Source organism: Hymenobacter aerophilus DSM 13606 (assembly GCF_000382225.1).
Lineage (GTDB): Bacteria > Bacteroidota > Bacteroidia > Cytophagales > Hymenobacteraceae > Hymenobacter > Hymenobacter aerophilus.
The window spans coordinates 34607-57214 of record NZ_KB907823.1 but is presented as its reverse complement, the minus strand read 5'-3'; the positions used below and the strand labels follow the sequence as shown (position 1 = coordinate 57214).

Annotated in this window: 20 protein-coding genes; 8 read left to right on the top strand and 12 right to left on the bottom strand. The window is 57.3% G+C overall.

What is annotated here, in order from left to right:
- Both H145_RS23420 and H145_RS0115400 read right to left on the bottom strand, forming a co-directional pair.
- Positions 1–158, bottom strand: a 158-nt coding sequence (locus tag H145_RS23420) for a SymE family type I addiction module toxin (RefSeq protein ID WP_019949054.1), incomplete at its 3' end; no start/stop codon positions are given.
- A gap of 10 nt (positions 159–168) precedes the next feature.
- Positions 169–432, bottom strand: a complete 264-nt coding sequence (locus H145_RS0115400) for a hypothetical protein (protein ID WP_019949053.1) — start codon at positions 430–432, stop codon at positions 169–171.
- Positions 433–961: 529 nt separating this feature from the next.
- Here H145_RS0115400 and H145_RS22940 point away from each other — a divergent pair.
- Complete coding sequence (locus H145_RS22940; RefSeq protein WP_019946740.1) at positions 962–1366, top strand: SLOG family protein; 405 nt, start codon at positions 962–964, stop codon at positions 1364–1366.
- A 225-nt stretch (positions 1367–1591) separates the two neighbouring features.
- Here H145_RS22940 and H145_RS24225 read toward each other — a convergent pair whose 3' ends face one another.
- Both H145_RS24225 and H145_RS21570 read right to left on the bottom strand, forming a co-directional pair.
- Positions 1592–1831: a hypothetical protein gene (locus tag H145_RS24225; RefSeq protein WP_157541640.1), complete on the bottom strand. Its 240-nt coding sequence runs from the start codon at positions 1829–1831 to the stop codon at positions 1592–1594.
- 63 nt (positions 1832–1894) lie between these two features.
- Positions 1895–3001, bottom strand: coding sequence for an IS110 family RNA-guided transposase (locus H145_RS21570; protein WP_169513151.1), 1107 nt, complete (start codon positions 2999–3001; stop codon positions 1895–1897).
- 487 nt (positions 3002–3488) lie between these two features.
- Here H145_RS21570 and H145_RS22935 point away from each other — a divergent pair, with 487 nt between their 5' ends.
- The 5 genes from H145_RS22935 to H145_RS22930 all read left to right on the top strand — a co-directional run bounded on the left by H145_RS22935 (position 3489) and on the right by H145_RS22930 (position 7886).
- On the top strand, positions 3489–3932 hold the full coding sequence (locus H145_RS22935) for a M15 family metallopeptidase (RefSeq protein WP_240471710.1): 444 nt from the start codon (positions 3489–3491) through the stop codon (positions 3930–3932).
- Entirely contained in the window at positions 3925–4362 is a 438-nt protein-coding gene (locus tag H145_RS0115375) for a hypothetical protein (RefSeq protein ID WP_019949050.1), read from the top strand. The genes H145_RS22935 and H145_RS0115375 overlap by 8 nt, the downstream gene beginning before the upstream one ends.
- Positions 4363–4446: 84 nt before the next feature.
- Complete coding sequence (locus H145_RS0115370) at positions 4447–4728, top strand: hypothetical protein (RefSeq protein WP_019949049.1); 282 nt, start codon at positions 4447–4449, stop codon at positions 4726–4728.
- Between the two features lie 134 nt (positions 4729–4862).
- On the top strand, positions 4863–6428 hold the full coding sequence (locus tag H145_RS0115365) for a tetratricopeptide repeat protein (protein WP_019949048.1): 1566 nt from the start codon (positions 4863–4865) through the stop codon (positions 6426–6428).
- Positions 6429–6479: 51 nt separating this feature from the next.
- Positions 6480–7886 (top strand): phospholipase D-like domain-containing protein, encoded by a 1407-nt coding sequence (locus tag H145_RS22930; RefSeq protein WP_019949047.1) that lies wholly within the window; start codon positions 6480–6482, stop codon positions 7884–7886.
- A gap of 37 nt (positions 7887–7923) precedes the next feature.
- Here the strand turns inward: H145_RS22930 and H145_RS0115355 are convergent, their stop codons facing one another.
- From H145_RS0115355 to H145_RS0115345, 4 genes are read right to left on the bottom strand one after another with little or no spacing between them, the layout of a single operon-like run.
- Positions 7924–9090: an HNH endonuclease domain-containing protein gene (locus H145_RS0115355; RefSeq protein ID WP_019949046.1), complete on the bottom strand. Its 1167-nt coding sequence runs from the start codon at positions 9088–9090 to the stop codon at positions 7924–7926.
- Positions 9090–10034 (bottom strand): phospholipase D-like domain-containing protein, encoded by a 945-nt coding sequence (locus H145_RS22925; RefSeq protein WP_019949045.1) that lies wholly within the window; start codon positions 10032–10034, stop codon positions 9090–9092. The genes H145_RS0115355 and H145_RS22925 overlap by 1 nt, the downstream gene beginning before the upstream one ends.
- A 27-nt stretch (positions 10035–10061) precedes the next feature.
- Positions 10062–10313, bottom strand: a complete 252-nt coding sequence (locus H145_RS24220; RefSeq protein WP_157541636.1) for a hypothetical protein — start codon at positions 10311–10313, stop codon at positions 10062–10064.
- 33 nt (positions 10314–10346) lie between these two features.
- A complete protein-coding gene (locus H145_RS0115345) occupies positions 10347–11192 on the bottom strand; it encodes a DNA/RNA non-specific endonuclease (protein ID WP_019949044.1) in 846 nt (281 codons plus the stop codon).
- Positions 11193–11399: 207 nt separating this feature from the next.
- Between H145_RS0115345 and H145_RS21550 the strand changes: the two genes are divergently transcribed.
- The gene (locus H145_RS21550; protein ID WP_157541634.1) at positions 11400–14033 is read left to right on the top strand and encodes a UvrD-helicase domain-containing protein; all 2634 of its coding nucleotides are present in this window, start codon (positions 11400–11402) and stop codon (positions 14031–14033) included.
- A 71-nt stretch (positions 14034–14104) separates the two neighbouring features.
- Here the strand turns inward: H145_RS21550 and H145_RS0115335 are convergent, their stop codons facing one another.
- The gene (locus tag H145_RS0115335) at positions 14105–15451 is read right to left on the bottom strand and encodes a Y-family DNA polymerase (RefSeq protein ID WP_019949042.1); all 1347 of its coding nucleotides are present in this window, start codon (positions 15449–15451) and stop codon (positions 14105–14107) included.
- A 148-nt stretch (positions 15452–15599) separates the two neighbouring features.
- Positions 15600–16067, bottom strand: a complete 468-nt coding sequence (locus H145_RS21545; protein WP_019949041.1) for a LexA family protein — start codon at positions 16065–16067, stop codon at positions 15600–15602.
- Between the two features lie 190 nt (positions 16068–16257).
- Between H145_RS21545 and H145_RS0115325 the strand changes: the two genes are divergently transcribed.
- The gene (locus tag H145_RS0115325; RefSeq protein WP_157541632.1) at positions 16258–16512 is read left to right on the top strand and encodes a hypothetical protein; all 255 of its coding nucleotides are present in this window, start codon (positions 16258–16260) and stop codon (positions 16510–16512) included.
- Positions 16513–16576: 64 nt separating this feature from the next.
- Here H145_RS0115325 and H145_RS0115320 read toward each other — a convergent pair whose 3' ends face one another.
- Together H145_RS0115320 and H145_RS21540 are read right to left on the bottom strand one after the other, a co-directional pair.
- Positions 16577–20362, bottom strand: a complete 3786-nt coding sequence (locus H145_RS0115320) for an ATP-binding protein (RefSeq protein WP_019949039.1) — start codon at positions 20360–20362, stop codon at positions 16577–16579.
- A 107-nt stretch (positions 20363–20469) separates the two neighbouring features.
- Complete coding sequence (locus tag H145_RS21540) at positions 20470–22581, bottom strand: DUF262 domain-containing protein (protein ID WP_033426319.1); 2112 nt, start codon at positions 22579–22581, stop codon at positions 20470–20472.
- Positions 22582–22608 lie beyond the last annotated feature (27 nt).

The window sequence follows — 22608 nt, the reverse complement described above, 5'->3', positions numbered from 1 at the left end:
ATGATGAGGCGGCCGGCCTGCACCTCGACCTGGGCCACGGTGCCGGGGGCGAAGCCGGCGGCCTGCAGCCAGTGGCCCGAAAGCAGCAGCTTGGCGGTGGCGGCGTAGCCGAATGCGCGGCGGCGGTGGCGGTACTCTATTTTGATGTGGCGTTGCATGGCGGGGCGGCTAACGGGCTGAGGATGCGGCGGCGCGGTCGAGGGCGGCGCGGGGGCTGGCGTGGTACACGCGGGCGGCAGTGGCGAGCAGGGCACGGGCGGCCTGGCGCAGGCGCTTGGCGCAGTGCTTATGGCCGGTGCATTGCTGACGGTGGTGCAGGTGCTTATCGCGGGCGTCGGCGTGGGCAGCCTGGGCGCGAGCCAGCAGCCAGAGGGCCGGCAGGGCAGCCGCCCAACTGGGGGCGGCTGCGACGGGGGTGGCGGTGCTACACATGAGAAAAGCGGGCTACCCGGCGGGCACGGGCACGGCAGGCGAAACCGGGACGGGCCAGAGCGCGCACCCCGCACAGGGCGGCGGCGGCGCGAGCAAGGGCAGCCCGAGCGTGGCGGCGGCAGACCGGAACGCCGGCGGCGGCGGCCTGGGCTACGGCGGTGGCAATGGCGGCGAACGGGCAAGGGCTGAGCTGCAGGTAGCATGCCCCACCGAGGTGATAGGAGATGCTAAACCGGGCAACCGCGTGGCCGCACGGCGTGACGTTGTAACTGATGGCGGCGACGTGGCCGGCAGCGGGGCCAGACCAGGCGGCGGCGGCGAGCTGCGAGAATTGCAAAGCAGTGAACATGGCTGTAGAGGTTAGCCGTAGGGTGCGCGGCCGGGGGCCCGCCGGGGTGCGCGTGGCGTCCGGGCCTTTCCCGAACTACTACCTAAATATACGAAATTACATTGAAATATATACTATGAAATAGGAAAATAATGAACAAATAAACACACCAAAACAGGAAAATATTGCGTATATTGTTATATGATTAAAACACAATACACAGTAGGCGTAACCGGCAGCCGCAGCCTGCAGGCCTGCGCCCCACTGCTGGCCCGGCTGGAGCAGTTGCAGGCAGCCGGCCAGCTGGGCCGGGTGGTATGCGGCGGCGCGGCCGGGGTGGACAGCCTGGCAGCCGACTGGTGCCGGGCCCACGGGGTGCCGCTGCTGGAGTTGCGCCCCGACTACGCCAACCACGGCCCGGCCGCGCCCCACGTGCGCAACGCCGAAATAGTGCGCGGGGCCGACCTGGTGCTGGTGTGCTGGGACGGGCAGAGCCGGGGTACGCTGAGCGCGGCCCGTGCCGCCACGCGCCTGGGCCGCCGCTGCGAGTGGCTGGCTCACCCTGCCCCCGGCGCGGTACCGGTGGCCGGCGGCCTAGGCCTGTAGCCCGCGGGGCCTTGCCGGCCACTGCTACCCGACCGAGAACAAACCCTTGAATGCTCTTGGCCAGGGGGTTGGGGGCCGGCCTTGAGGCCCCCGATAATACCCGCCCGAAGGGCACCTTATGAGGCGCAGCCGAGGTGATGTAGAGCGAAGCGGAGCATGCTGCGGGGGGTGTGGGGGGACTCCCCCACTTAAACACGCGCCGCAGGCACCTATTCGGTGCGGGGGCTAGGCGGGCCGACCAGCGGGAGGGCGGCCGGGGCGGTGGGTTGGTGGTAGCGGAGGCTGGCCGCCCGGCGCGGAGCAGAGGGTGGTGGGCCGGAGCGTGGAACGAGCGGTAAGCGGGGCGGGCGGCGGCGCTTTTTGGGGCGCGGCCGGCTGGCTCGCGTGGGGGTTGGCAGCCGACTGCCGGGGCCCGATTTTCAGGGCCTGGGCGGGCGGCGTGGCCCGATAGGCAACAGTAGCCACTACATCGTGGCGGGAGGATGCGCAAGATACTGTGATGAAAAGCAACCCTATGGGTCACTTTTTTTAGATTAGCGCTTCCAAAGGAGCGCCTGTGGGTGCATCCTGCGTAGCCTCGGCACCTACGGGCGTCGGGGCTACTTTTTGGGCCGGGTGATACGCCGGGTCATACGCTTGGTCGTTTTTCCAGAGCGAATAGGTCAGCAGCAGTAATTTGCGCATCACGGCAATCACGCCCACCTTGCCATTGGGAGAACGAGCCCGCAGGCGGGCGTAAAACGCTTTCTGCTGCTCGTTATAGCGCAAGCTGCTCACGGCGGGCAAGTAGAGGGCCGTGCGCAGGCGGGCGTTGCCGCGCTTGGAAATGGCCGTGGGGCGGGCCAGGTTGCCGCTTTGCCGCTGCACCACGTCCAGGCCCGCATACGAAGCCAACTGCCGCTCATTTTCCACCAGCGCGAAGCCGCTGGTTTCGGCCACAATCGTGACGGCTGTTAGCAACCCTACCCCCGGTATACTGGTCAACTGAGCCAGCTTGCGAGCTAATTCTGGGGTAGCTTCCACGAGGGCCGCCGTTTGCACATCAATAGCGTGCATCTGTTCCTCAAATAAGGCCTGCCGCTGCTGCAAGCGAAGTAGCGCCAGTGGGTCGGGCTCGTAGCTATGGGCGTAGGCATGGGCGCGGTTCTTGGTCTGCGCAGCCTGGGTACGCAAGGCAGCCCGTTCACGGCTGAGCGAGCGAAGCTGGCGCATGGCGGGGGTAAGTGGCTGCCAGGCCGGTAGCTGACGCTCCAGCCCCAGACGGCAGAGCAGGCGGGCATCCAGCGCATCGGTTTTGCTTTTCTGCTCCGTACTGCGGGCAAAGTGCTTGACCTTGTTGGGCAAAAGCACACTCAGCGCCTGCTGGCGGGCACTCAGGGAATAGGCGAGCTCCTCGTAATACACGCCCGTGGCTTCGACCACATACCAGAGCGGACAGGCTGGCTCCTTCTGCCCGGCCGCGACCCAGCGCTGCAGGGCCTCGAAGCCGGCGGCATCGTTGGCAAACACGGCCACTTTGCCCAGGCGCAGGTGCTGGGTGGTATCGATGCTGCCCAGACAGGCAGCAAACGTGGCCTTGGCAATGTCGATACCGACGACGTATTTCAACAATACGGGTGGGGAGGAAGTGGGCATACGCATGCAAAAAAGGTGGAACAAGAGCTACCTGCCGGGTTTTCACCGCAGCTTTCCTCGTAACATGCGGGATGCCGCCACACCGGGGCTCCCTCTATACTGTACAGTCTTCAGGCGAAAACAGAAGGCGGGGCACGGTTTCTAACGCTCAGCATCACAGCTGGCCAGCCGCGTGCTTAAGGATGGGTGGTGCCCCCGCCTTCCTTGCCGGTAGCGCCGATAAAATACGACGACACAATCATACGAGGGATGGGAAGGGGGGCGACGCAGGAGCCCGTGCGCAGCACCGCAGCGAAGCGGAGCCCTGGACAGCCCGACCCGCAGGGATGCGCCCAAATAATACAATTTACGGATTACTCCGTGGGGGCGCTTCTACCGAAACAATATTCTATTTTATTGTATATTTTTACCTCATGATAGACAAACTTATTGTGCCATGATGATTCGGGTGGAAAATGTTGCGAGGCTGCGGGTGGTTGGGTTGACTGTGGCCCAACTGCAGCGGCAGGCGGTAAGGCTGGAGCAGGCGGCACCGGTGCTGGCAGCGGCTTATTCGCAGGCACTGGGGCGGTGGCTGGGTGACCCGGTATTGCGGGCGGTGGGCCGGCCTATCATTACGGAATGTTACCGCAGTGCCGAGCGGCAGAATGAACTGTACGCGCAGGGCCGCAGCAAGCCGGGGCCTATTGTGACCTACAAGCGGGGTGGCGAATCCAACCATAACTACGGGCCGCCGACACCGGCGCTGGACGTGGCGTTTCAGTTGGCGGACGGGTCGGTGTCGTGGTCGGGGCTGCTGCTGAGCAAGTTTGCCCGGCTGATGAAGTACGCCGATGCCCGGGTGGTGTGGGGCGGCGACTGGCCCAAGTGGAAAGACCGGCCGCACTTCGAGCTGCTGAGCGCGCAGAAAGGAGGGCCGGGTCGTGAATAGCGTGTTCGAGCACTGGGGCGTGATTACGTCGGTGGTGGTGGGGGCCGTGTCGGTGCTGCTCTACTTCGTCAAGAACTGGCGGGCGGTGGAGGAGCTGAAGGCTACTTGCGTGGCCAATCAGCAGAAGGCCGAGGCGCTGGCCGTGCGGGTGGACGACTACCACGTGTCGGCGGTGGCGCGGGAGGAGAAGCTGCGGCTGGAAATGGGCAAGCAGGCGGAGGCCATCCGCACCGAGGCGCTGCAGCAGCGCACGGAACTGCGCCGCGAGATGGTGGAGCTGGTGATGAAGCTGGGCGAAAAGCTGGCCAACATCGACAAGACGATGGCTTTGGTGGAGGAGCGCACGAAGGTGCTCACCGACTTCACCAAAGACCAGCAGAAGCGCAACGAGTGGGCCGACCGGATTCTGGCCCGCCTGGATAAGGATTGAGCTGTCAGGGGGTGGTTGTCAGTTGTCAGTGGCCACTTCCTGCATGCACCAACAACTGACAACTACTCACTAACACCTACTACCATGTCACAGAAACTCAGTATTACCGACCGGCTGACGTTGCCCACGCCCCGGTTCTTTCGTAAGGTGCGGTCTATCTCGGTGGCCGTGGGGGCGGTAGGCGCTATTCTGGTGGCGGCCCCTACCCTGCTGCCGGCGGCGCTGGTTACGCTGGGGGGCTACCTGGTGCTAGCGGGCTCTATCGGGGCGGCCGTATCGAGTACGGCAGTGAAGCCGGGCGAGCAGCTGGACGAGGCGCAGAGCCGTCAGGAACGGATGGGCGGGTCGTCGGCCGAGACGTTGTAGGGCCGCTCACATTCAGATTGCAAAACAGCCCTGGCCGGTAAGGTCAGGGCTGTTTTTATTTGTGTGTAAGGGCGCACCGGGCGGAAATGGGTGGTATTTTAGCGTTCAAGTGCTATTGTAACCTATCATTGCGGATGCCTGAATTACCTGTTGCCCCTGAGTTGCCTATCCCCTCTGCTACGGGGCTCGTGGCCGCGCAATCGACTTTTGGCCTGAGCAAGCGCACGGAAGGCACTATTTCGCTGCTGCGGACGGTGGTGCAGGAGAGTTCGGCTACGTTCTGGTATGAGAAGGGCAAAGCTCACTCCGAGCAGCAGGAGTGGCAGGAGGCGGTACATGCTTTCCGGCAGTGTACGGACCGAGACGCAAGGCATTGGCGAGGGGCGATTCAACTAGCCCTGGCATTGGCTCAGCAGCAATGGGCTGGAGCAGAAATAGCGTTGCGACAGGCTTATGAAATGCCTCACACATGCTGGCAAGACTTCGTGATGCAACTCACTATGAAGCAGTGGTATGTACTGCAGTATGCATTAGAGGCGCGAAAGGAAACAGTATTAGATGGGTTTGACCTTTTTTTTGCTTTGGCACTGGTTTATAGAGCAATAAACGACAAGAAGCGGGCCCGTCAGACACTGGAAGTAATGGAGTTTCTGTATGGATTGCGGGTGGAGAAGTCAGCCTTGTGGTTTCGGTTGTCAGGCGCACTGTGGAGCGACCAAATCGAGCCCCAAAAAGCATTGGCTCACTATAACAGGGCAATCGAACAAGATCCAAGGCAGGCAGCAATCTACTTCGACCGTGGCTACACAAAATACAACCTACAGGATTACAACGGGGCGCAGGTGGATTACATTCTCTGCTTAGAAATAGACCCCATACAGGATCAGACCTACCTTTATCGAAACCGTATTCAAGGACAGTTGGCCTATTTTCAGCAAGATTTAATTCTCTGTGACCAAGCCATTTTGTGTGACTCCACCGATCTTGAGTCGGTCAACAGGCGCTCCATTATCAGAAAGGATCTAAAAGATATAATGGGAGAACTGACGGATTTAATGCGTTGCGTTGAACTAGATCCTAAGGACAATGTATCCTATTACCATCTTGGCGTAATAAAGTTGTGCTTGAGAGATTATGTAGGAGGCATGGCTGATATAGATAAATCCTGTACACTAGATAAAATTGGATTGGCTTACTTGCCTTACCTCTTTTCCATAGAAAAAAACACATGTCTTTCTCATGAATTGCCCACGGAAATGGACAGGCATCTGGCGTTAAATCCGATTGATCAGAGGATGTATCGTTACCGTGGCCTTGTCAGATACGCATTTAAGGACTTCACGGGAGCCATTGCTGATTTGCAGCAATACATTGAATTCAATCCAACTGATACAACTACCCACCATTACTGCGGTTGGATCAAGCATGAAATGGGAGACTACACTGGAGCAATTGCCAGCTTCGATCAATTTGTAGAGTTAGCTCCAACTGATCCAATAGCATACCTCAAGCGGGGGTATAATAAACACTATGCGAAGGATTATGAGGGTGCGCTAGTCGATTTGAACTATTGCCTTAAACTGGATTCCACAATCGGATTGGGATATGCAACAAGAGCACGGGTTAAGGAACAATTAGATGACTTTATCGGACAGGAGTCCGATCGTAAAATGGCAATGCAACTTGGGCAGCGCCTGTAAAAGTGAATAGTAAAAGGCGGTATTTTTTCGGCTATTCTTCATCATAATTTGATGCAAACTGAAGCTTTCTTTACCGGCATTCAGCAAGTACTTGTACGGGAAATTGGCTTGGCCCGGCAGTCGGTACACGTGGCGGTGGCCTGGTTTACCGACCGGCGGCTGTTCGCGGCGCTGCTGGAGCGGCAGCGGGCGGGGGTGCCGGTGATGCTGTGCCTAACGCGGGACGAGAAGAACATCAACTTCCAGCCGGGGGGCATCAACTTCGATGAGCTGGAAGCGGCGGGCGGGCGCGTGTGGGTGATAGAAGACCGGCTGATGCACCATAAGTTCTGCGTGCTGGACGGGCGCGACGTGCTGACCGGCTCCTACAACTGGACGAACAAGGCCGCGCAGAGCAACCAGGAGAATATCGTGCTGACGACCGGCGACCCGGAGCTGGCGCACCATTTCCTGCGGGAGTTCCGGCGGCTGACGGGGCAGCCCGAGGCGGCGGCCGGCGACCCCAAGGTGGAACGGGCCCTCAAGCGGCTGGGCGTTATTAAGACCCTGCTGGCCCTGCACGAAACCGAGGACTTGCCCAAGCACGTGGAGCGGCTGGAGGCCGAGGGCGTAGTGGACAGTCGGCTGGCGGCGCTGGTGGCGGCACTGCGGAGCGGGCGCTACGCGGAGGCGACCGAGCTGTTGGAGGCCTTTGTGGCGGCTTACTCACAGGTGCGGGTGTGGGAAGACCCGGTGTTGCCGGCGTTGCAGCTGGAGGTGCGGCTGCTGGAAGCGGAACTGCTGGCCCTGGAGCTGGAACAGACGGAGGCCTACCGGCTGCTGCTGAATTTCGAGCTGTGGCACCAGAAAGAGTTGGGGGAGCTGCTGCAGCAAGTGCTGGAGCTGCGCCGCGACGTGGCCCGCTACCACCGCACGGAATCGGCGTACTCGGAAAAGGAGTACCAGCAGGCCAAGGAACGCTACCAGCAGCAGACCCAAGACCGGGAAGCGGCTGCGCAAACGGCGGCGCAGACGTTCGACCTGGATGAGGCGGGCCAGGGGGCATTGAAAAAACTGTATCGGGAAGCCGCGCAGCTCTGCCACCCCGACCGGGTCAGTGCCGAGTACCAAAGCGCCGCCACCACGGTATTTCAGCAGGTGCAGCAGGCCTATCAGCGGCAGGATGTGGCCGGGCTGCAGGGGCACCTGCTTAACCTGCGGCGGGGCCTGTTTACGGCCGCAACGAACGCGCTGACCTCGGTGCAGGTGCTGCGGGTGCGGCGGGATGCGTTGGCCAGCCGGCACGCGCAACTGCTGCGGGAGCTTGCGGATATGCGGGAGGCGGAGGCTTTTGCGCTGGCGCAGGCGGACGAAATCGTTCGGGAGGACTACCTGACCACCAACCGGGCCGCCCTGGAGGCCGAGCGGGAGCAGCTAGCCGTTCGGCTGGAGGCATTGCAGGGACAGACAGCGGAGTAGGCTTCTCCCCTACTGTAAAGACAGAAAGCCCGCGGCATCAGAAGCGCTGCACGTAGCGGGCGGCGGCCACGTCGTCGATGAAGTGGGTGGCGTGGTGGGCCAGCTGGGCGGGAAAGGATGGGCCGGGTTGCAGACCGGTGAAGCGCAGGGCCACATCCTCGTGCATGACCTTATGGAGCGCGGCGGACTGCTGGTAGGTGGCGTAGGCCTGGGCCAGCAGGGGCTCGGCGGCGGTGAGGCGCTGGGCCGTGGGCACCCGGTCGCGCTTGGTGTGCTGGTTGAACTGGCGGTCGACGGGCAGCAGGTTCCAGAGCTCGTTGACGGGGTAAATGCTGAGCGGCAGCAGGTGGTCGAGGTCGTAGTGCTGGGGCTGGGTGAGCGGCTTCTGCGTCCAGGGACAGGTGAAGCGCACGTTTTCGTGGAGCAGGATATCGACCTGGTTGCGCTCCCACGTGAGCGGGCGGCGGTTGTCGGGCCGGGCCGTGAGCAGGGTGTAGACCTGACCACGGGTGACGGGCTGGCCGGCGGGCTGGGTGACGGTTTCGGTGAACAGGCTCCACTCGTGCAGGCAGAGGGCCTCGACGTAAAGCGACAGGCGGTGGAAGGCTTCCCACAAGGTGGCGGGCACGAGCAGGCAGGTATCCTGGGGACGGGTGCCGGGAAGCGTCTGGGCTTGCGCCGGGAGTTGGTCGAGTCGGGCGGGTTTGTCGAAGACCGTCCACTCGCCGGGGCCGGCGTAGCGAATGGGCATAAGCAGGGCCTTGGCGGCGGCGGCCACGGCCTGGGCGTGGGCCTGCTGCAGCGCGGGCGCGTAGGTGGCGTGGCGGCGTGGGATACGCATCTCAGTGAGCAGGAAGAAGCCGTCGGCGGGCTGGGCGGCCAGCTGGCCGCTGGCCTGCCACTGCCGGCGCAACTCGGTCAGGGCCGGGCGGAAGGCCATGTCGTTGCGCAGCTGGCCGGCCACCAGGGCGCGGGCGCCCTGGTAAATGGGCTGGTCGGGGGCGGTGAAGGGCCAGTAGTAGGCCGTCCAGAGCTCGGCTAGGCGGGTGAGCGGCACGGCGACGGGCTGGCCGGCGGTGGCAAGGCCGGGATAGAGCAGGGCCACGTCGTTGAGGGCCCGCAGCAGCGCTATCTTGTAGCTGGTGGTTTTGTTGTCGTGCTTTAGGATGGTGGCAATGGTGTGGTCGCCGGATATGGGGGACATTAGTTGCGGTAGTCAGCTTTGAATGCCTGCGTGGCCCGCAGGAAGTAAGCCACCTCGGAAAGCAGCACTTCTTTCTCGATGTAGGGGAGCTCATCGAACTGAGTGGCTGACATCCTGGACCTGCGGACAGCCTCCACTTGGTCATAGTATCCTTTGGCACCCCTCCTAATCATGTAATCGTAGGCGCCCATCTTGTAATGAGACGCCGACTTCCGGGCAAAGCGGTCAGCCTCGCTAACCGATACAACTCCACGCAATATCAACTGGCTGGTGGCACCTTGGGCATTATCCAGCAGCACCGAGAAGGTGTTGCCCACCGCCCGAATGGTCATGAAGTCACCGTCACCTTCGATAGTGCACCTACGGTCGACCTGGGCTGATAAGTAGTCAGCCAGGACCTGACCGAAAGGCTGCCGTTGAAATCTGATTTCTTCCTCGGATAGCGGCCGGTCCGGTGCCTTTGCTTTGGGTGCTATTGCCTTCGACTCGACAGCGGCCGGCTTGACCGGCGTGACAGGCCTTCCGATTTCATGGGGCGTGATGAAGTTTTCGATGAACAAGCGTAACTCCTCAATCTCGGCCGGCGTTTCGAGCTGCCCCCCAATTTCGATGGAATTGCCAATGGAGCTGCTCAGCAGGTTGAGGGAGGCAATGATGCCGGTGGACTCGTTGAAGTAGAACTTGGCGTGCAGGTTGGGAATCAGGCGGGGGGTGATGCCCATATCATGCACTTGCTGCTTGCTGACCTTGCTGTCGGTGTTGGAATCCTCCCGGATGTAGAAGTCGATTTTAACTCCCTTTTGCCGGGCCGCTACAATAGCGGCGGATACCTGCTTGGTGTAGGCCAGGTTCACGTAGGGGGAAACCAGAACCAGCTCCTTCTTAGCCGTTAGAATGACGTTCATCAACTTGCTTTGAACGTCGTGCGACTGAATGATTTTCATATAGAGCAGCGGTTAGGATGGGCAAACTTAATAGCACTTTCGGCAGGCCCGCTTGCCCTGCTGCTGCGCGGCACTGGTTGACATGCGGCGCACCTCGTGGGTGCAGCGGGAAAGCCCCGCGCACCGGCTGGAAGCGTGGTAGGCTACGGATGCTTTACTGATGCAGACGTAGACGGCGGCGGCAGCTGGGGCGTGGCGGGTGGCCGGCGCGGTAGCGGACAGGGATGCGGTGAAGCTGCCAATGAGCAGCGAACTGGCGACGAGTAGAGTTTTTAGCATAGCAGAAAGGTCGGCAGTGGCAACGTCGGGGCGCTATTGCGTGGGCCCCTTATCCACGCTGGCTTCCAGAACCTGCTGCACGGCAACGGGTACGGCTGAGAGCAGGTCGAGGCCGGTAGCGGCTTCGATGGCATCGACGCTGACGCGGTACTGGCTCCAATCGGTATTGATGGTGTTGTCGTTGGGCGTGTCGATGGCGATGACGCGGGTGCTGGTGGTGAGGCGGGTGGCGTCGTTGTCGCCGGTGGGCAGGACGACAACCACCTTCCAGAGGCGGGCGGGTACGGTAACGCGGCCCTGGTCGAGGGTGGTTTGGAAGCCGTTAGAGCCGGTGCCGCCCTTGCCGTAGGCGCCGCAGATTATGTAGACCTCGTTGCCGGTGCTGAGGAAGGTGCGGGTGTAGTTTTCGAGGTTAGCCCAGGTCTGCTGGTTGTTGCGCGGGGCCTGCGGAATCATGTTGCTCATCAGGAAGGTGGCCGAGTTATCGGCTACGGTGTTGGTGCGGTCGGCCGAGGGGCATTGGTGGCCGCGGTCGAAACCGGAGCCGGTGTAGCTGCTGGACTGAACCTGGTACCAGCCAGCCGGTAATGTGTTGTCGGCGCGGAAGTCGTCCTGGCGGGGGGCGCTGCCGCGCCAGCTGGCGTCGAGGTGCCAGCTGACCCAGGTGGGGATGCCCCGGTCGCGGTGGTAGCTGAGCGCGTACTGGGGCTTGCTGAGCAGGTAGTTGGTAGGCTGGCTGACGTCGGTAGTGGCGCCGCTGGGGTTGCCGAGGGTTAGGTGCTCGGTAAGTGGCGTTACCGGGGCGGGGTCGTTGGTGGTGGAACAGGCGGCGGTCAGCAGCAGCAGGGACAGTATAGCTGGCAGTTGAGATTTATTCATTGCTAAGAAGTAGACCGGTAAGCTTGGTAAAAGCGGGTTCAGGGTGGGGCTAATTAACTGCAAAGAAACGCCACTTATCGGCATAAGTGGCGTTTCTTTGCGCTGCAGGGGGACGCTATTTAGCTTTGTGGGCGGCTTGCCTGAGGAGCAGGATTTACTCAGACGTTGGCCCCGGGTTGGGGCGCCCTCGGGCAATTATTCAAGCAGATGCTATACTTCCTGTTATTCGGCACGCTCCTGGTCGTGTTTGTTGTCTTTTTTCAGCAAGCCAAGCAGGCCAAGCGTCAGCGCAATACGACGCAACTGCGCCTTCTGCTGGTCGAAATCGAGCAGGCTGAAAGAGCCTTTAGCAGCTATATCTCGCCCGAGGCCGGCTACTTCGCCAACCATACACGCCAGGTGTGGCAGGCACAATATGAGGCGCTGGGCCAGAGCGTAGCGGCTTACCAGTACCAGAATAGTGAGCTGTCGGGGCTGGAGAAAAGCAGGGTCGGGAGCTTTCTGGACTACCACCAGCGAGGGGAAGCTATCCGGACAGACTTCAACCAGGCTTTCATTCCGCAGGAGTTGGCGCGCTATGATGCCCTGTTTAGCCAGGTGGAAGGTAGGAGCCTGGACGTGCAGCAGCGGACGGCTATCGTCAGTGATGAGGACAACAACCTGGTCGTGGCCGGGGCGGGTTCGGGGAAGACGACGACCATTGTGGGGAAGGTACAGTACGTGCTGGATCGGTACCGAATTGCGCCCGAGAGTATTCTGCTTATTTCGTTTACCAACCAGTCGGCGACGACGCTGGCCGAGCGCATTGGCATTGCGGGCATTCAACCCCGCACCTTCCACAAGTTCGGTAAGGACATTATCGGAACGGTGGAACGGCAGCAGCCGTCGCTCTATGATGAAAGCCAGCTCGACGGGTTTCTAACGGGGGCCCTGCAGGAGCTGATGCAGCAGCCGGCCTATACAGAGCTGCTGGTTGATTTCTTCCTGTACGAGCTAAAGCCGCGCAAGCCCGACGAGGAGTTCCGCCACCAGGGGGAATACATCCAGCACCTGCAGGACTTTAATTTCCGGTCGTACAAAACAGTGAGCCGGCAAAGCAACGGCAAAACCACCTACAAACGGGAGATAGTGAAGAGCGTGCAGGAATGTCAGATTGCTAATTTCCTGCTGCTACACAATGTCGAGTATCAGTACGAGGCACCTTACGAGTACCGCACGGCGACGGCTCAGCATGCGCAATGGAAGCCCGATTTTACGATTGTGCAGGATGGCCGGCGCATCTACCTGGAACATTTTGGGGTAGACCGGGCGGGGAATGTGCCGGCCTTCTTTGCCAAGGAAGGCCAGAGCGTGGCCGAGGCGCGCGCCCGCTACCAGGAGAAAATGGAATGGGCCCGGCAGACCAGTCGGGCCCACGGTACACTACTGCTGGAAACTTACAGTTATCAAGCACACGAAGATCCATTGCTCGGGTTTCTGCGCGAGCTGCTCGTGCAACACGGCATTCGGCTGCAGCCCAAAACCGCGGCCGAAACCTGGGCTATCATTTCGGCGGTGGCGGCGGACGAGGTCATTAGTTTCCAGACGCTGCTGCGCACGTTTATCAGCCACCTGAAATCGAGCAATTACTCTGTTGAACGGGTGCGGCAGATTAATGAGCGGGGCACCGATATCGTCCAGATGAAGCGCAACCGGCAGTTTTTGCAGGTGGTGGAGCCCCTATTTGAATGTTATGCCAGGGAGCTGGCGCGCCGGCAGGAAATAGATTTCAATGACCTTATCAACCGGGCCGCGGGCTACGTGCGAAGCGGGGAATACGACCGGCAATTCGACTATATCATTATCGATGAGTTTCAGGATATATCGCAAGGGCGCTACCAGCTTATTCGGGCGCTGACAGAGCGGCATCCGGCCACCAAGCTGTTCTGCGTGGGGGATGACTGGCAATCGATTTACCGTTTTGCGGGCAGTGACCTGTCGCTTTTCAAGAACTTCTCTGAGAAGTTCGGTTATAGCTTGCTGTCGAAGATTGAAACGACATACCGTTTTCACGAGCCCCTGATAAGCGACTCCAGCACCTTCATCACCCGAAACCCGAACCAGACGCCCAAGCAGCTGCGGAGTGGTAGTCCGGGCAAGAAGACGGCGTATCGAGTGGTGTACACTGCAGCGGGCCAGCAAGATGATACGAACGCGCTGCGCGAACTGCTGGATGAGTTGATTGCTACGGTTCCGGACCTGCACCAAAAGGAGCTCAAGCTGCTGGGGCGCTACTCGTTCGACCTGAAACGGCTGAAGAACACGACGCGCTCGTTTGCTATTGATGCCAACCACCGCACCGTGCAGTATCCATATATAGATGGCGCTGGTGAGCCCCAAACGTTGCATCTGCCCTTTCTGACAGTGCATAAATCGAAGGGCCTGGAGGCGAATATCATTATCGTACTGAACTGCAATTCCGGCCGACTGGGCTTTCCGTCGGAAATGGCGGACGATCCGGCGCTGAACTTGGTGCTGAGCGCGGCCGACCAGTTTGCGAACGGGGAAGAACGGCGGTTGTTTTACGTTGCGCTGACGCGGGCCAAAGAGCAGGTTTTTCTGGTGGCAGACCCTGCCTTTAGGTCGAAGTTTGTCCGGGAGCTGGAGGCAAAAAACGGCGGTGCACCGGGACAGCAACTGGGTCGGCAATGCCCGGAATGTCGAGCGGCTGAATTGGTAAAAAGGGAAGGAATAAGCGCTAAGGGTACTCCCTGGGCATTTTACGGTTGTCCGAATTTCGCTTACGGGTGCGATTATAAGGAATGGGTGAAGGCATCGGCGGTGAATACGCAACCGAAATAGGCAACATAAACTCAGGCCAGCAGCTATCAACTGGAGTAGCTGCGTAAGCACAACGCAGCTGCCTTTTGAGCTCAGCTCACCACCAGCAGGTCTTCGAGGCGGGTGGTGTAGGCGGGGCTGCGGTGTTCGGCGCGGCCTAGCCAGGGGGCGGCGGACTGGCCTGCGGCAGACGGTGGGGCTACGCTGGCGGCGGGGCGCACGGTGTTGCGGCCAAACTGGCGGTTTAAAGAATCGAGGCTGTGCATGAGCTGCCGGGCGCGGGCGTCGGATTCGGGGGTGGCGGCGGGCCGGCCGGTTGTCGGAGCGGCCGGGGCGAACAGGCTGAGCTGCTGGCCCTGACCGGGCGGTTCGAGGCCGTCGAGCACGACGCCGGCTTTGACGTAGCGGCGGCCGGGCTCGTAGAGTTTCTCCAGCATCCGGCGGGCGTAGGCCAGCAGGCAGAGCGTGTCGGCGGTGGGGCCGGCGGGCAGCGTGAGCGTGGCCGAACGGGTGTAGGGGGGCGGCACGCGGGTATCGTAGCGGTCCTGGCTGAGGAAGACGGTGAGAATGTGGGCCTGGTCGTGCTGGGCGCGGAGCTTCTCGGCGGCCCGGCTCAGGTAGGTGCTCACGGCCCCCCATAAGTCATCGAAGCAAGTCAGGCGCTGGCCAAAGGAGCGGGAGCAGCTGATGCTTTGGCGGGCCAGCGTGCCGTCTTCGGACGGATGCAGACCCTGGCAGGGCTGGCCGCGCAGCTCCTGGATGAGACGCCAGCCGACGACGCCACCGAGGTGCTGGCGGGCCCACCCCTCTCCTACCTGACTGAGTTGCCACGCCGTGCTGATGCCTTGGGCCTGGAGCTTGGCGGCATACTGGCGGCCTACGCCCCACACGTCGGCGGCGGGCAGGGCCCGCAGCGCCCGCTCACGGCGGGCTTCGGTATCGAGGCGCAGGATGCCCTGCAGCTCGGGGAATTTCTTGGCCAGGCGGTTGGCAACCTTGGCCAGCGTTTTGGTGGGTGCCAGCCCCACGCAGGTGGGAATGCCGGTGCAATCGAGCACGTCGCGGCGGATGGCGCGGGCGCGGGCGTTGAGCGGGCCGCACCAAGTGGTGAGGCCGTTGAGGTCGAGGAAGGCCTCGTCGATGCTGTAGACTTCGACGGCGGGCGCGTGCTCGGCCAGGCGGGCCATTACCCGGCGGGACATGTCGCCGTAGAGCGGGTAGTTGGAGCTCAGGGCCTGGCCCTGGTGGCGGGCCAGTAGCTCGCGCACCTGGAAGAAGGGCGCACCCATCACGATGCCGAGTTGCTTGGCCTCGGGGGAGCGGCTGACCACGTTGCCATCGTTGTTGCTGAGCACGACTACGGGCCGGCCGTCGAGGCGAGGCTGGAAAACCCGCTCGCAGGAGACGTAGAAGTTGTTGCCGTCGACGAGGCCGTACATTCTGTTTTGGGCTTTTAGCTGTTAGCTGATGGCTGTTAGCTCTCGTTCTGGATACTCTGCCGAGGAGCTAATGGGTATCCGCTTCCATTCTGGGCCGCTGGCCGGTAAGCTATCAGCTAACAGCTAATGGCTAACAGCTCCAAAGAGCCTAGTCGCGGCTGCGGATGAGGGCAGTGAGGCGGCCGGGAATGAGCTCGTGGACGACGTGGGTGACGACGCCCCAAATGCGCAGGTTATCGGGCTCGGTGATGGGGTAATCGGGGTAGGCCGGGTTTTCGGCCTGCAGCCACCAAGCGGTACCGCGGCGCACGAGGCGCTTGACGGTGCACTCGCCCTCGACTACAGCCACCACGATGTGGTTGTGGTCGGCTTCGAGGTGCTTGTCGACGGCCAGTAGGTCGCCGCTGTGGATTTCGGCCCCCTGCATGCTCTCGCCCGACACGCGCACTAAGTAGGTGGCCTCGGGGTGGCGGAAGAGCAGGCGGTTGAGGTCAAAAAGCTCTTCGAGCTCATCCGTGGCCGGCGAGGGAAAGCCGCAGGGCACGAGGCTGGCGAACAGCGGCAGCCAGAGCGTGGTGGTGGGCGTGCCCACATCGATGAGTTCAACAGTAGTCATGGCAGGAAACTGGCTAAGCCAGCTTTGCAATACTACTAATTTATTTAGTATAATTGGGCGTCTTTAATGCCCTGACCAAAATCCAGCTTGTGATATTTACCGCTACGTGGTGATGAGCGGGCATTTTACGAAGGGCAACTCCCCTATCCTACCGGGCGAAAGGTGGGCTAAAATAAATAGCAAAAACACTATGCCTTACTATTTGCCGGACGCGGAATCGTTAGAGGAAATCTTTGGGGAGTATATGAACCGGGGGCTGCGGTTTGACTTGACACCAGTGAAGCAATTTGGCTGCTACGGGCTGCGGGTGCGCTTGGGCCTGCCAAGCAATGTGGCCCCATTATTTGGGTTGTGGCCAGACAAGATGGAAACGCCGGAACAGGCACAGCAGTGGCTGGAAGAGGTGCGCGATACGCAGCTGCCGGAGTTTTATCGGCTGCGGTGAGGGCTATTGTTGCCCGGTACCCTGAGTCTTGATTTCCCGCATTCTGGAACAGCGTAGATGGCTTCTAGTATGGGTCGGCGAAGTTGTCGGCGGCTTCCTTGGTGATTTGCTGATTCAGGTGACTTATTCGGTTGAGGGCATGGCGTTGGTAGTCCATTAGCTCGAAGGTTTGCGTGGGCTGGCGCTTGATGGTTTCGAGGACTTGCTCCCACACTGCCTTATCGGCTTCAAAGACGGGAATCCAGCTGCTGCCGGCGGTGCGAGATGAAGGAATAAGACTGAGATGCTGGAACAGCTGGTCGGGATTTTCGGGGTAGGCTTGAAAAATCAGTTCTAGCGTGGGCATGAGTTGGTCGGACAGGCTTTCGCGGACAGCCTTGACCAGCAGCTTTGTTACCTCTACGTCGGGCTTGGATTCGATGGTCCGTTTGATGAAATCAATCATTCGGAGTTTTTCTTCCTGGCCCGCTCCTTCTGGGAATATGGTTTTCACTAGTCTGCTTCGGGACAGTAGGCGAGTTTGTTGAGCTGAAGCCGATAAGAGCTCGCTAATTTGTTCTTCATAGCTGTCATCCTGCCAAAGAAAAGTGAGAGGACGCCGCTCGTAATAACGGTAGCTATTTGCGGGGTCGTTTTCAAAATTGAATACCTCAAGTAAAAAGCCAGGCTCACGGCGGACAAGTACAGCTAGTTCTTCGCACCCCCAATCATACTGACTTTCCTTGCTGTTCCACCACTGATAATAGCGCTTAAGAAGAGGAAGCTGCTGGTCGGTGAAATGATGCCCGAACCGCTCGATAACTGCGTAGCAGATATGTACTTTTGGGTTACGCACGGCCGTCTCTAAGCTGATGGCTAGTAGGTCAGGGTATAGTGTTGGAGCAATGGATTCGAAATGGGTTAGGTCGTAGAAGTTGAAATGTTCGATTCCGCTTTGGTGAACGTGCATCAGTTCTTCGAGCCAGTGAGGGGCAACTTGGTTGGGGGGAAGATGCTTGAGAAATAATAACTGCCAAGTCTCTTTCGCCCGGTACTCTGCTTGCGTAATAAGCGAATAGCTGGCTTTGGGATTGGGCTGCTGAGCTAAGGCCCGAATCGTTTTCCAAGGAGTTAAACCAGTCGAATTTCCCTGTTCGTGCAGGTAGCTGACTACTCTGCTGGCAATGATGGGGGCACGCTCAATTAGCTCGTGCAGGAGTTCGGCAATTGAGTTGTTGATTTGGCTAATTTCTGGGGGATGGTGAGCCGGTAAGGCCGCCAGTTGCTCGTGCAACTGGAAGTATTGGTCGAACAGGCGCGTATAAGGTGGGTAAGTTTTGTACTGTAGTGCCTGGGTAAGCGTGCGGATGTGAGCGGAGAGCTTTTCTCCATTGTAGATGATATCAATTTTGCGCTCGGAATGCCTTCTGTAGGGTTGGTCGTAGGTCAGGGCTTTGTAGAGGCGGAATAGCTCGGAGTTGAATTGCTGACGGAGTAGGGTAAGGCCGGGGTGGGAAATGCGGCCTTCGAGCCAATTGCTGTAGTGGTTGACGAGGCGACAGTGGGCGAAGCTAGTGGAGTCGAAGTTGGTGGAGAGGAAAGGGATGAGGCGGTCGGCATCCCACTTGCGCCACTTGTTGGTGCTGGCTTCGTTGTGCCGCTGCTTGAGGTAGGTGCTGATGCCTTCGACTACTAAATTAGGGTGCTCGGGGCAAAGGCTGAATAGCAGCTGCCAGAGAGAATCTCGCCACACTTCGAGGGCTTTGCCCTTTTTGGGCAGTTCGTCGTTAGATATGATGATGGCGTTGGGCTTGTGACTCGGCCGCGTACCGTGTACTACCGTAGCCAGGGACGGGGGCACTATATGGCTGATTAGCCACTGGTAGAAGGCAGCGCATAGGGCAGAACGGGCCCCGATAGATAGTACCTTGACTACTGCCTCCTGCACATAGAGGCCCTGATGCCGGTACTGGTGGGCGTCAAAACTCGCAATGGAGCGGAGAAATTCCAGGCCTTTGAGAAAGTGGTCGGGGTGCTTGGCTAGGAACTCGATGAAGAGGCGAAGCGCATCGGACAGCTCGGGGGTTGCGTTCTCGCAAATGCGTTTGAGAACCGTGTAGAGTGGGTTTTCCCGTAGGTAGGCGTGGTTTTGACGCTCGGGGACGGGGTAGTTGCCCGCCTCGAAAACGGGCCAGGGCTGGGCACTCAACTGAGCGGCGGCTTCGGGTAGCACCTGACTGGTGAGAAAGGGCCAGAATACCTGGTAGAAGTTCCAACGGTTTTCGGCGGATAGGTCGGGTTGGGCCAGCCACTGCTTTACCGGCTGCTGAATCCGGGGGCGGATGGTATCGATGCCGAAGTCGTTAATGCAACCGTAGAGTGTATCGCGGATACGGTTGTGCTGCTGAGGAAAGAAGTGGGTCAGCAGTTTTGCGTAGGATAGCGTGGCCGGCTCGGATAGGAAGATGCGGTAGAAGACGAAACTGCCGAGAATCTGGTCGGCGGCTTTAACGATGCGGCCCTCGTGTAAATCGACTAGCTCGGCTTCGTGCAGGGTGTACACGGCCTGCCAGAACTGCTCATGGGAGATGCCAAAGGCGGCTTCTACTGACTGGGCCAGCTCGGCGTAGTCGTCGTGTACTACGCGGAAGAAATGGACCAGGGCCAGTACCGGGCCGAGCAGACGATTTTGGTGGGTCGCCAGCTCGTCGAGGATGGGTCCGAAGTAGCCGGCGTAGATATCGTGGATGTTGTGCAGGCGGTAGATACTTTGAGTTTCGCGGGCAGCCGTGGCCGCCATGATGGCCAGGCGGGGGTGACCGTTGCTTAGCTGCAGGATGCGTTGCACATAATCGCCGTTGCGGATGGTGTAGGGCTCGGCGGCTATCAGGGCCTGGATGGCTTCGTCGGCTAGGGGCTGGACTTCGAGCGTGTGGTAGGGCGTTTTGTTCGCGGCCTTGGCGACACTGTTGCGGGCGTAGTCGCGGACGGTAGCGATGATTTTGAGGGTACCGGCGGGACGCGCTAGCTGTTCGGCTAGTAGTGTGTCGAAGTAAGGGCCGACGCGGTTAGCATCGTCGGCCACTACCACTAGCTGCTGGCCGGGGCGAAGGGCGAGTTGCAGCTCTTGGATGAAGTCGGGAGACTTTTTATCGAAAACGAAATAGAGCTGGCGCTGTTCGGGCAACTGGGCGCAATAGGCCTGCGCGACGGTGAGTACGAGCTGGGTTTTGCCGACGCCAGCGGGGCCCGTAACCAGCACTAAATCGGAGCTGGTGAGCTTGGTGAGTAAATCGGCCTGCTCAGTGTCGCGGCCGAACAGGGTTTGGGTGAAGTGAGTGGTACCAACCTGGCGCTCGTGGATGCTGATAAAGTCGGGGGCATGGATTAGCTGGCCGCTGCCGAGGTCGAGGTTAATTAGCTCGGCTGCTAACGATGGGTAGTCCAGGATGTAATGGGCCAACTCGTCGACGCCAATAAGCTCCAGCTGGTAGCCGGCTAGGCGGGCCAGCTCGTGAAGCGTGGCATCGGTTTTGGGGGAGCAGCGGCGGTTGAAGACCAGGCAAATGCGCTCGACTTGTGCAGCGGTGATGGTGGCTTTGGTGCGGTTGATACAGTCCTCCAGGTCCTTGCGGAGTTTGGCGGGCAGGTCTTTGTCGGCGGTGGTGTAGGCTAAGAAGATGTAACGGTCGTCGGGAAGCCGGCACCAGGAATCGGGGACGCCGGTGCGGTCTTTATCAGCCCCAACCATGGTGCCCCACGACTGGATGCGCCAGCTGCGGAAGCTGGCTAAGTAGGCGTCGCCGAGCTTTTGAAAGTTGGCAGGGCTGAGAGTGGACAGTTCGGCTTCGATGCGGGCCAGTTTGGACATAGTGTGAGGCTGCTGACGCACTCCGCCCCTGCTCTGGCGGTTTAGTTGGAACTGAGGCGAGGGTTATGGGAGATGATGAATTGACAAATGTGTCAGAAAGATTAGGCCTATAATAATCCATTCATTTGCAACTGGATCTGAGTTGACTCCTTCTTGTTATCATACTTTATTAAGAGTTCATCCTCAAATCCAAATACTTTGAGTACAATTTTGATTCTATCGAATTTTCCCACATTATCTATATTTGATTCTATGAAATAGGAATCGTTAATCTTGACAGGTTGTCGCAAATTGTCTGCGTTAGGATCTTTACTTAATTTTATTTTAGCTGAAATTTCAGGCGCAAAAAAAGTTCCTGGCTGTAATTCGAACAACCGTTTAATCACCTCGATGTAAAGCTTAGAGACTTGAGTAACATTTAATTTTTCATCAAAGAAAATGGCATATTCAAGTTTTTTATTCTTAGGCTCTTCAGCATCAAAAATGTTTATTTCACCGTTATCATCATCTGAATCTATCTTAACCTGAGGTAATGCCCATACTTTCAAAAATCTATTGCTGATTGTGTCACAACGTTCATGTATTTCTTTCTTTCCCCAGGCCTTATAATCCTTCAAATCACGATTTAACCACAACCTACTGAATTTGTAACCTTGCTCTTTACCTTCAAAGTTCATTTCCCTCTTTTCTATAAATGTCTTATTTCCTAATTTCCCATTATTACCTGACAAAGTAAGATTACCGATTGTATTCAAAAGACTTTCTTTTATAAAAGAATATTCAATTGAACCTAAAATTGATTTCCATTTTGATTCTGGATTTTGGGGAAATATATGCTCAACAGTCAACGATGAATCTTCAACTGAAATATATTCCTTATTATTATAATTTTCTAGCTTTTCAAATAAGTATGTTCTATTTTTTGTCTTAATATTGTATAAATCTTTTTCCTTTAAAGCATTAACAACTTCTATATCTTTTGGAAATCTTTGATTCCCCGATCTTTGAAGTAATGATTTTTGGAATGATATTAAATAATTTTCCTTATCAATCTTATCATATAAAGTCATAAATATCTTATTCAAAGCATTAGTCGTAAGGCCTAATAAAAAACGCCTAAACACGAAAGACTGAATTGTTAACAATAATGATACAAAAGAATCTTTATCAATTACGCCCTGTGAATAGTCTTCATATACTTTCATTAAAAAGGGATAGGCTACATTTATTTCTAATCTATTTATGTATTCGAGCTGTATTCTTATATCATTGTCAGCTTCATGTTTAGGGTTATTTAATTTATTATAATACTTAACAAGGGACCTTAATTCTATTAGGGTCTCTTCCAAGTATTCAATAGTACCTGTAGGAAATTTATTTTTGAATTTTAAATAAACATCCCCTTTATTAGGTATCTCTTTATTCTTAAGAGTCAAATAATCTCTGATAAATTCCGAAACCTTACTACTATTTGTTTTTTCATCCTTGGCATTATATTCTATAACATCCCAATATTTCTTATACACCTTATCTTGATCTACTCTATTTAGCCCCATTAATATATAATTTCTAATTAAATCAGCTTGCGAAAGTTCTAACCCAGTAGAATTGAGGCTTTCAAAAATTCGCTGAGGGTTATCTTTTTGTCTATCTAACGAAATATCTATAAATATAAGCTTAGATAGCCCCTTTTGAATTATTTCAAAATTCAAATTATCAATTGTTGACTTAAAGTATATGAAGTTATCAACTAGTCTAGAATAACCTTTAAACTCGACATCATCACTGTACCCTAAAATATATTTTAAGGCCGCCTGATTATTATCGGTAGGCTTTAGTTTTAGCTTCTCTTCATCTGGAGCATATTCATTTATCAAATATGTTTTGTATATCCTATTCGCCAATTTATCATTTCCTATACTTTTAGCATATGAATACATTGCTACATAAATCAATGTAATTGTTGTAAGTCTTTGTTGTCCATCTATTATCGTTAATTCTGTAAGACCTGATGCAACATAAACATCGTCGTGAACATATACAATGCTACCGATAAAATGCGCGCTAATTTTATCACTGCCACCCGCTTCTAAAATATCGAGTAGTAATTGCTTACATTGTACTAGAGACCAATCATAATTTCTTTGATAAACAGGTATCGTAAATGTAGTTTCATTGGTCGCTAGAAACTTGTCAATTTTGGTTTCGTTGGCTTTCATAATCCTTCTGAATGGTGAAACAAATAA

Bases quoted from the DNA above. Each gene is read 5' to 3' on its own strand.
- H145_RS0115335 (WP_019949042.1), bottom strand. From the start codon at position 15,451: ATGTACGGCCTCGTCGACGGCAACAACTTCTACGTCTCCTGCGAGCGG.
- H145_RS0115400 (WP_019949053.1), bottom strand. From the start codon at position 432: ATGTGTAGCACCGCCACCCCCGTCGCAGCCGCCCCCAGTTGGGCGGCT.
- H145_RS0115355 (WP_019949046.1), bottom strand. From the start codon at position 9,090: ATGTCCCCCATATCCGGCGACCACACCATTGCCACCATCCTAAAGCAC.
- H145_RS0115320 (WP_019949039.1), bottom strand. From the start codon at position 20,362: ATGTCCAAACTGGCCCGCATCGAAGCCGAACTGTCCACTCTCAGCCCT.
- H145_RS0115365 (WP_019949048.1), top strand. From the start codon at position 4,863: ATGCCTGAATTACCTGTTGCCCCTGAGTTGCCTATCCCCTCTGCTACG.
- H145_RS0115345 (WP_019949044.1), bottom strand. From the start codon at position 11,192: ATGAATAAATCTCAACTGCCAGCTATACTGTCCCTGCTGCTGCTGACC.
- H145_RS21540 (WP_033426319.1), bottom strand. From the start codon at position 22,581: ATGAAAGCCAACGAAACCAAAATTGACAAGTTTCTAGCGACCAATGAA.
- H145_RS22930 (WP_019949047.1), top strand. From the start codon at position 6,480: ATGCAAACTGAAGCTTTCTTTACCGGCATTCAGCAAGTACTTGTACGG.
- H145_RS22925 (WP_019949045.1), bottom strand. From the start codon at position 10,034: ATGAAAATCATTCAGTCGCACGACGTTCAAAGCAAGTTGATGAACGTC.
- H145_RS24220 (WP_157541636.1), bottom strand. From the start codon at position 10,313: ATGCTAAAAACTCTACTCGTCGCCAGTTCGCTGCTCATTGGCAGCTTC.
- H145_RS22940 (WP_019946740.1), top strand. From the start codon at position 962: ATGATTAAAACACAATACACAGTAGGCGTAACCGGCAGCCGCAGCCTG.
- H145_RS21545 (WP_019949041.1), bottom strand. From the start codon at position 16,067: ATGACTACTGTTGAACTCATCGATGTGGGCACGCCCACCACCACGCTC.
- H145_RS0115325 (WP_157541632.1), top strand. From the start codon at position 16,258: ATGCCTTACTATTTGCCGGACGCGGAATCGTTAGAGGAAATCTTTGGG.
- H145_RS0115370 (WP_019949049.1), top strand. From the start codon at position 4,447: ATGTCACAGAAACTCAGTATTACCGACCGGCTGACGTTGCCCACGCCC.
- H145_RS21550 (WP_157541634.1), top strand. From the start codon at position 11,400: ATGCTATACTTCCTGTTATTCGGCACGCTCCTGGTCGTGTTTGTTGTC.
- H145_RS21570 (WP_169513151.1), bottom strand. From the start codon at position 3,001: ATGCCCACTTCCTCCCCACCCGTATTGTTGAAATACGTCGTCGGTATC.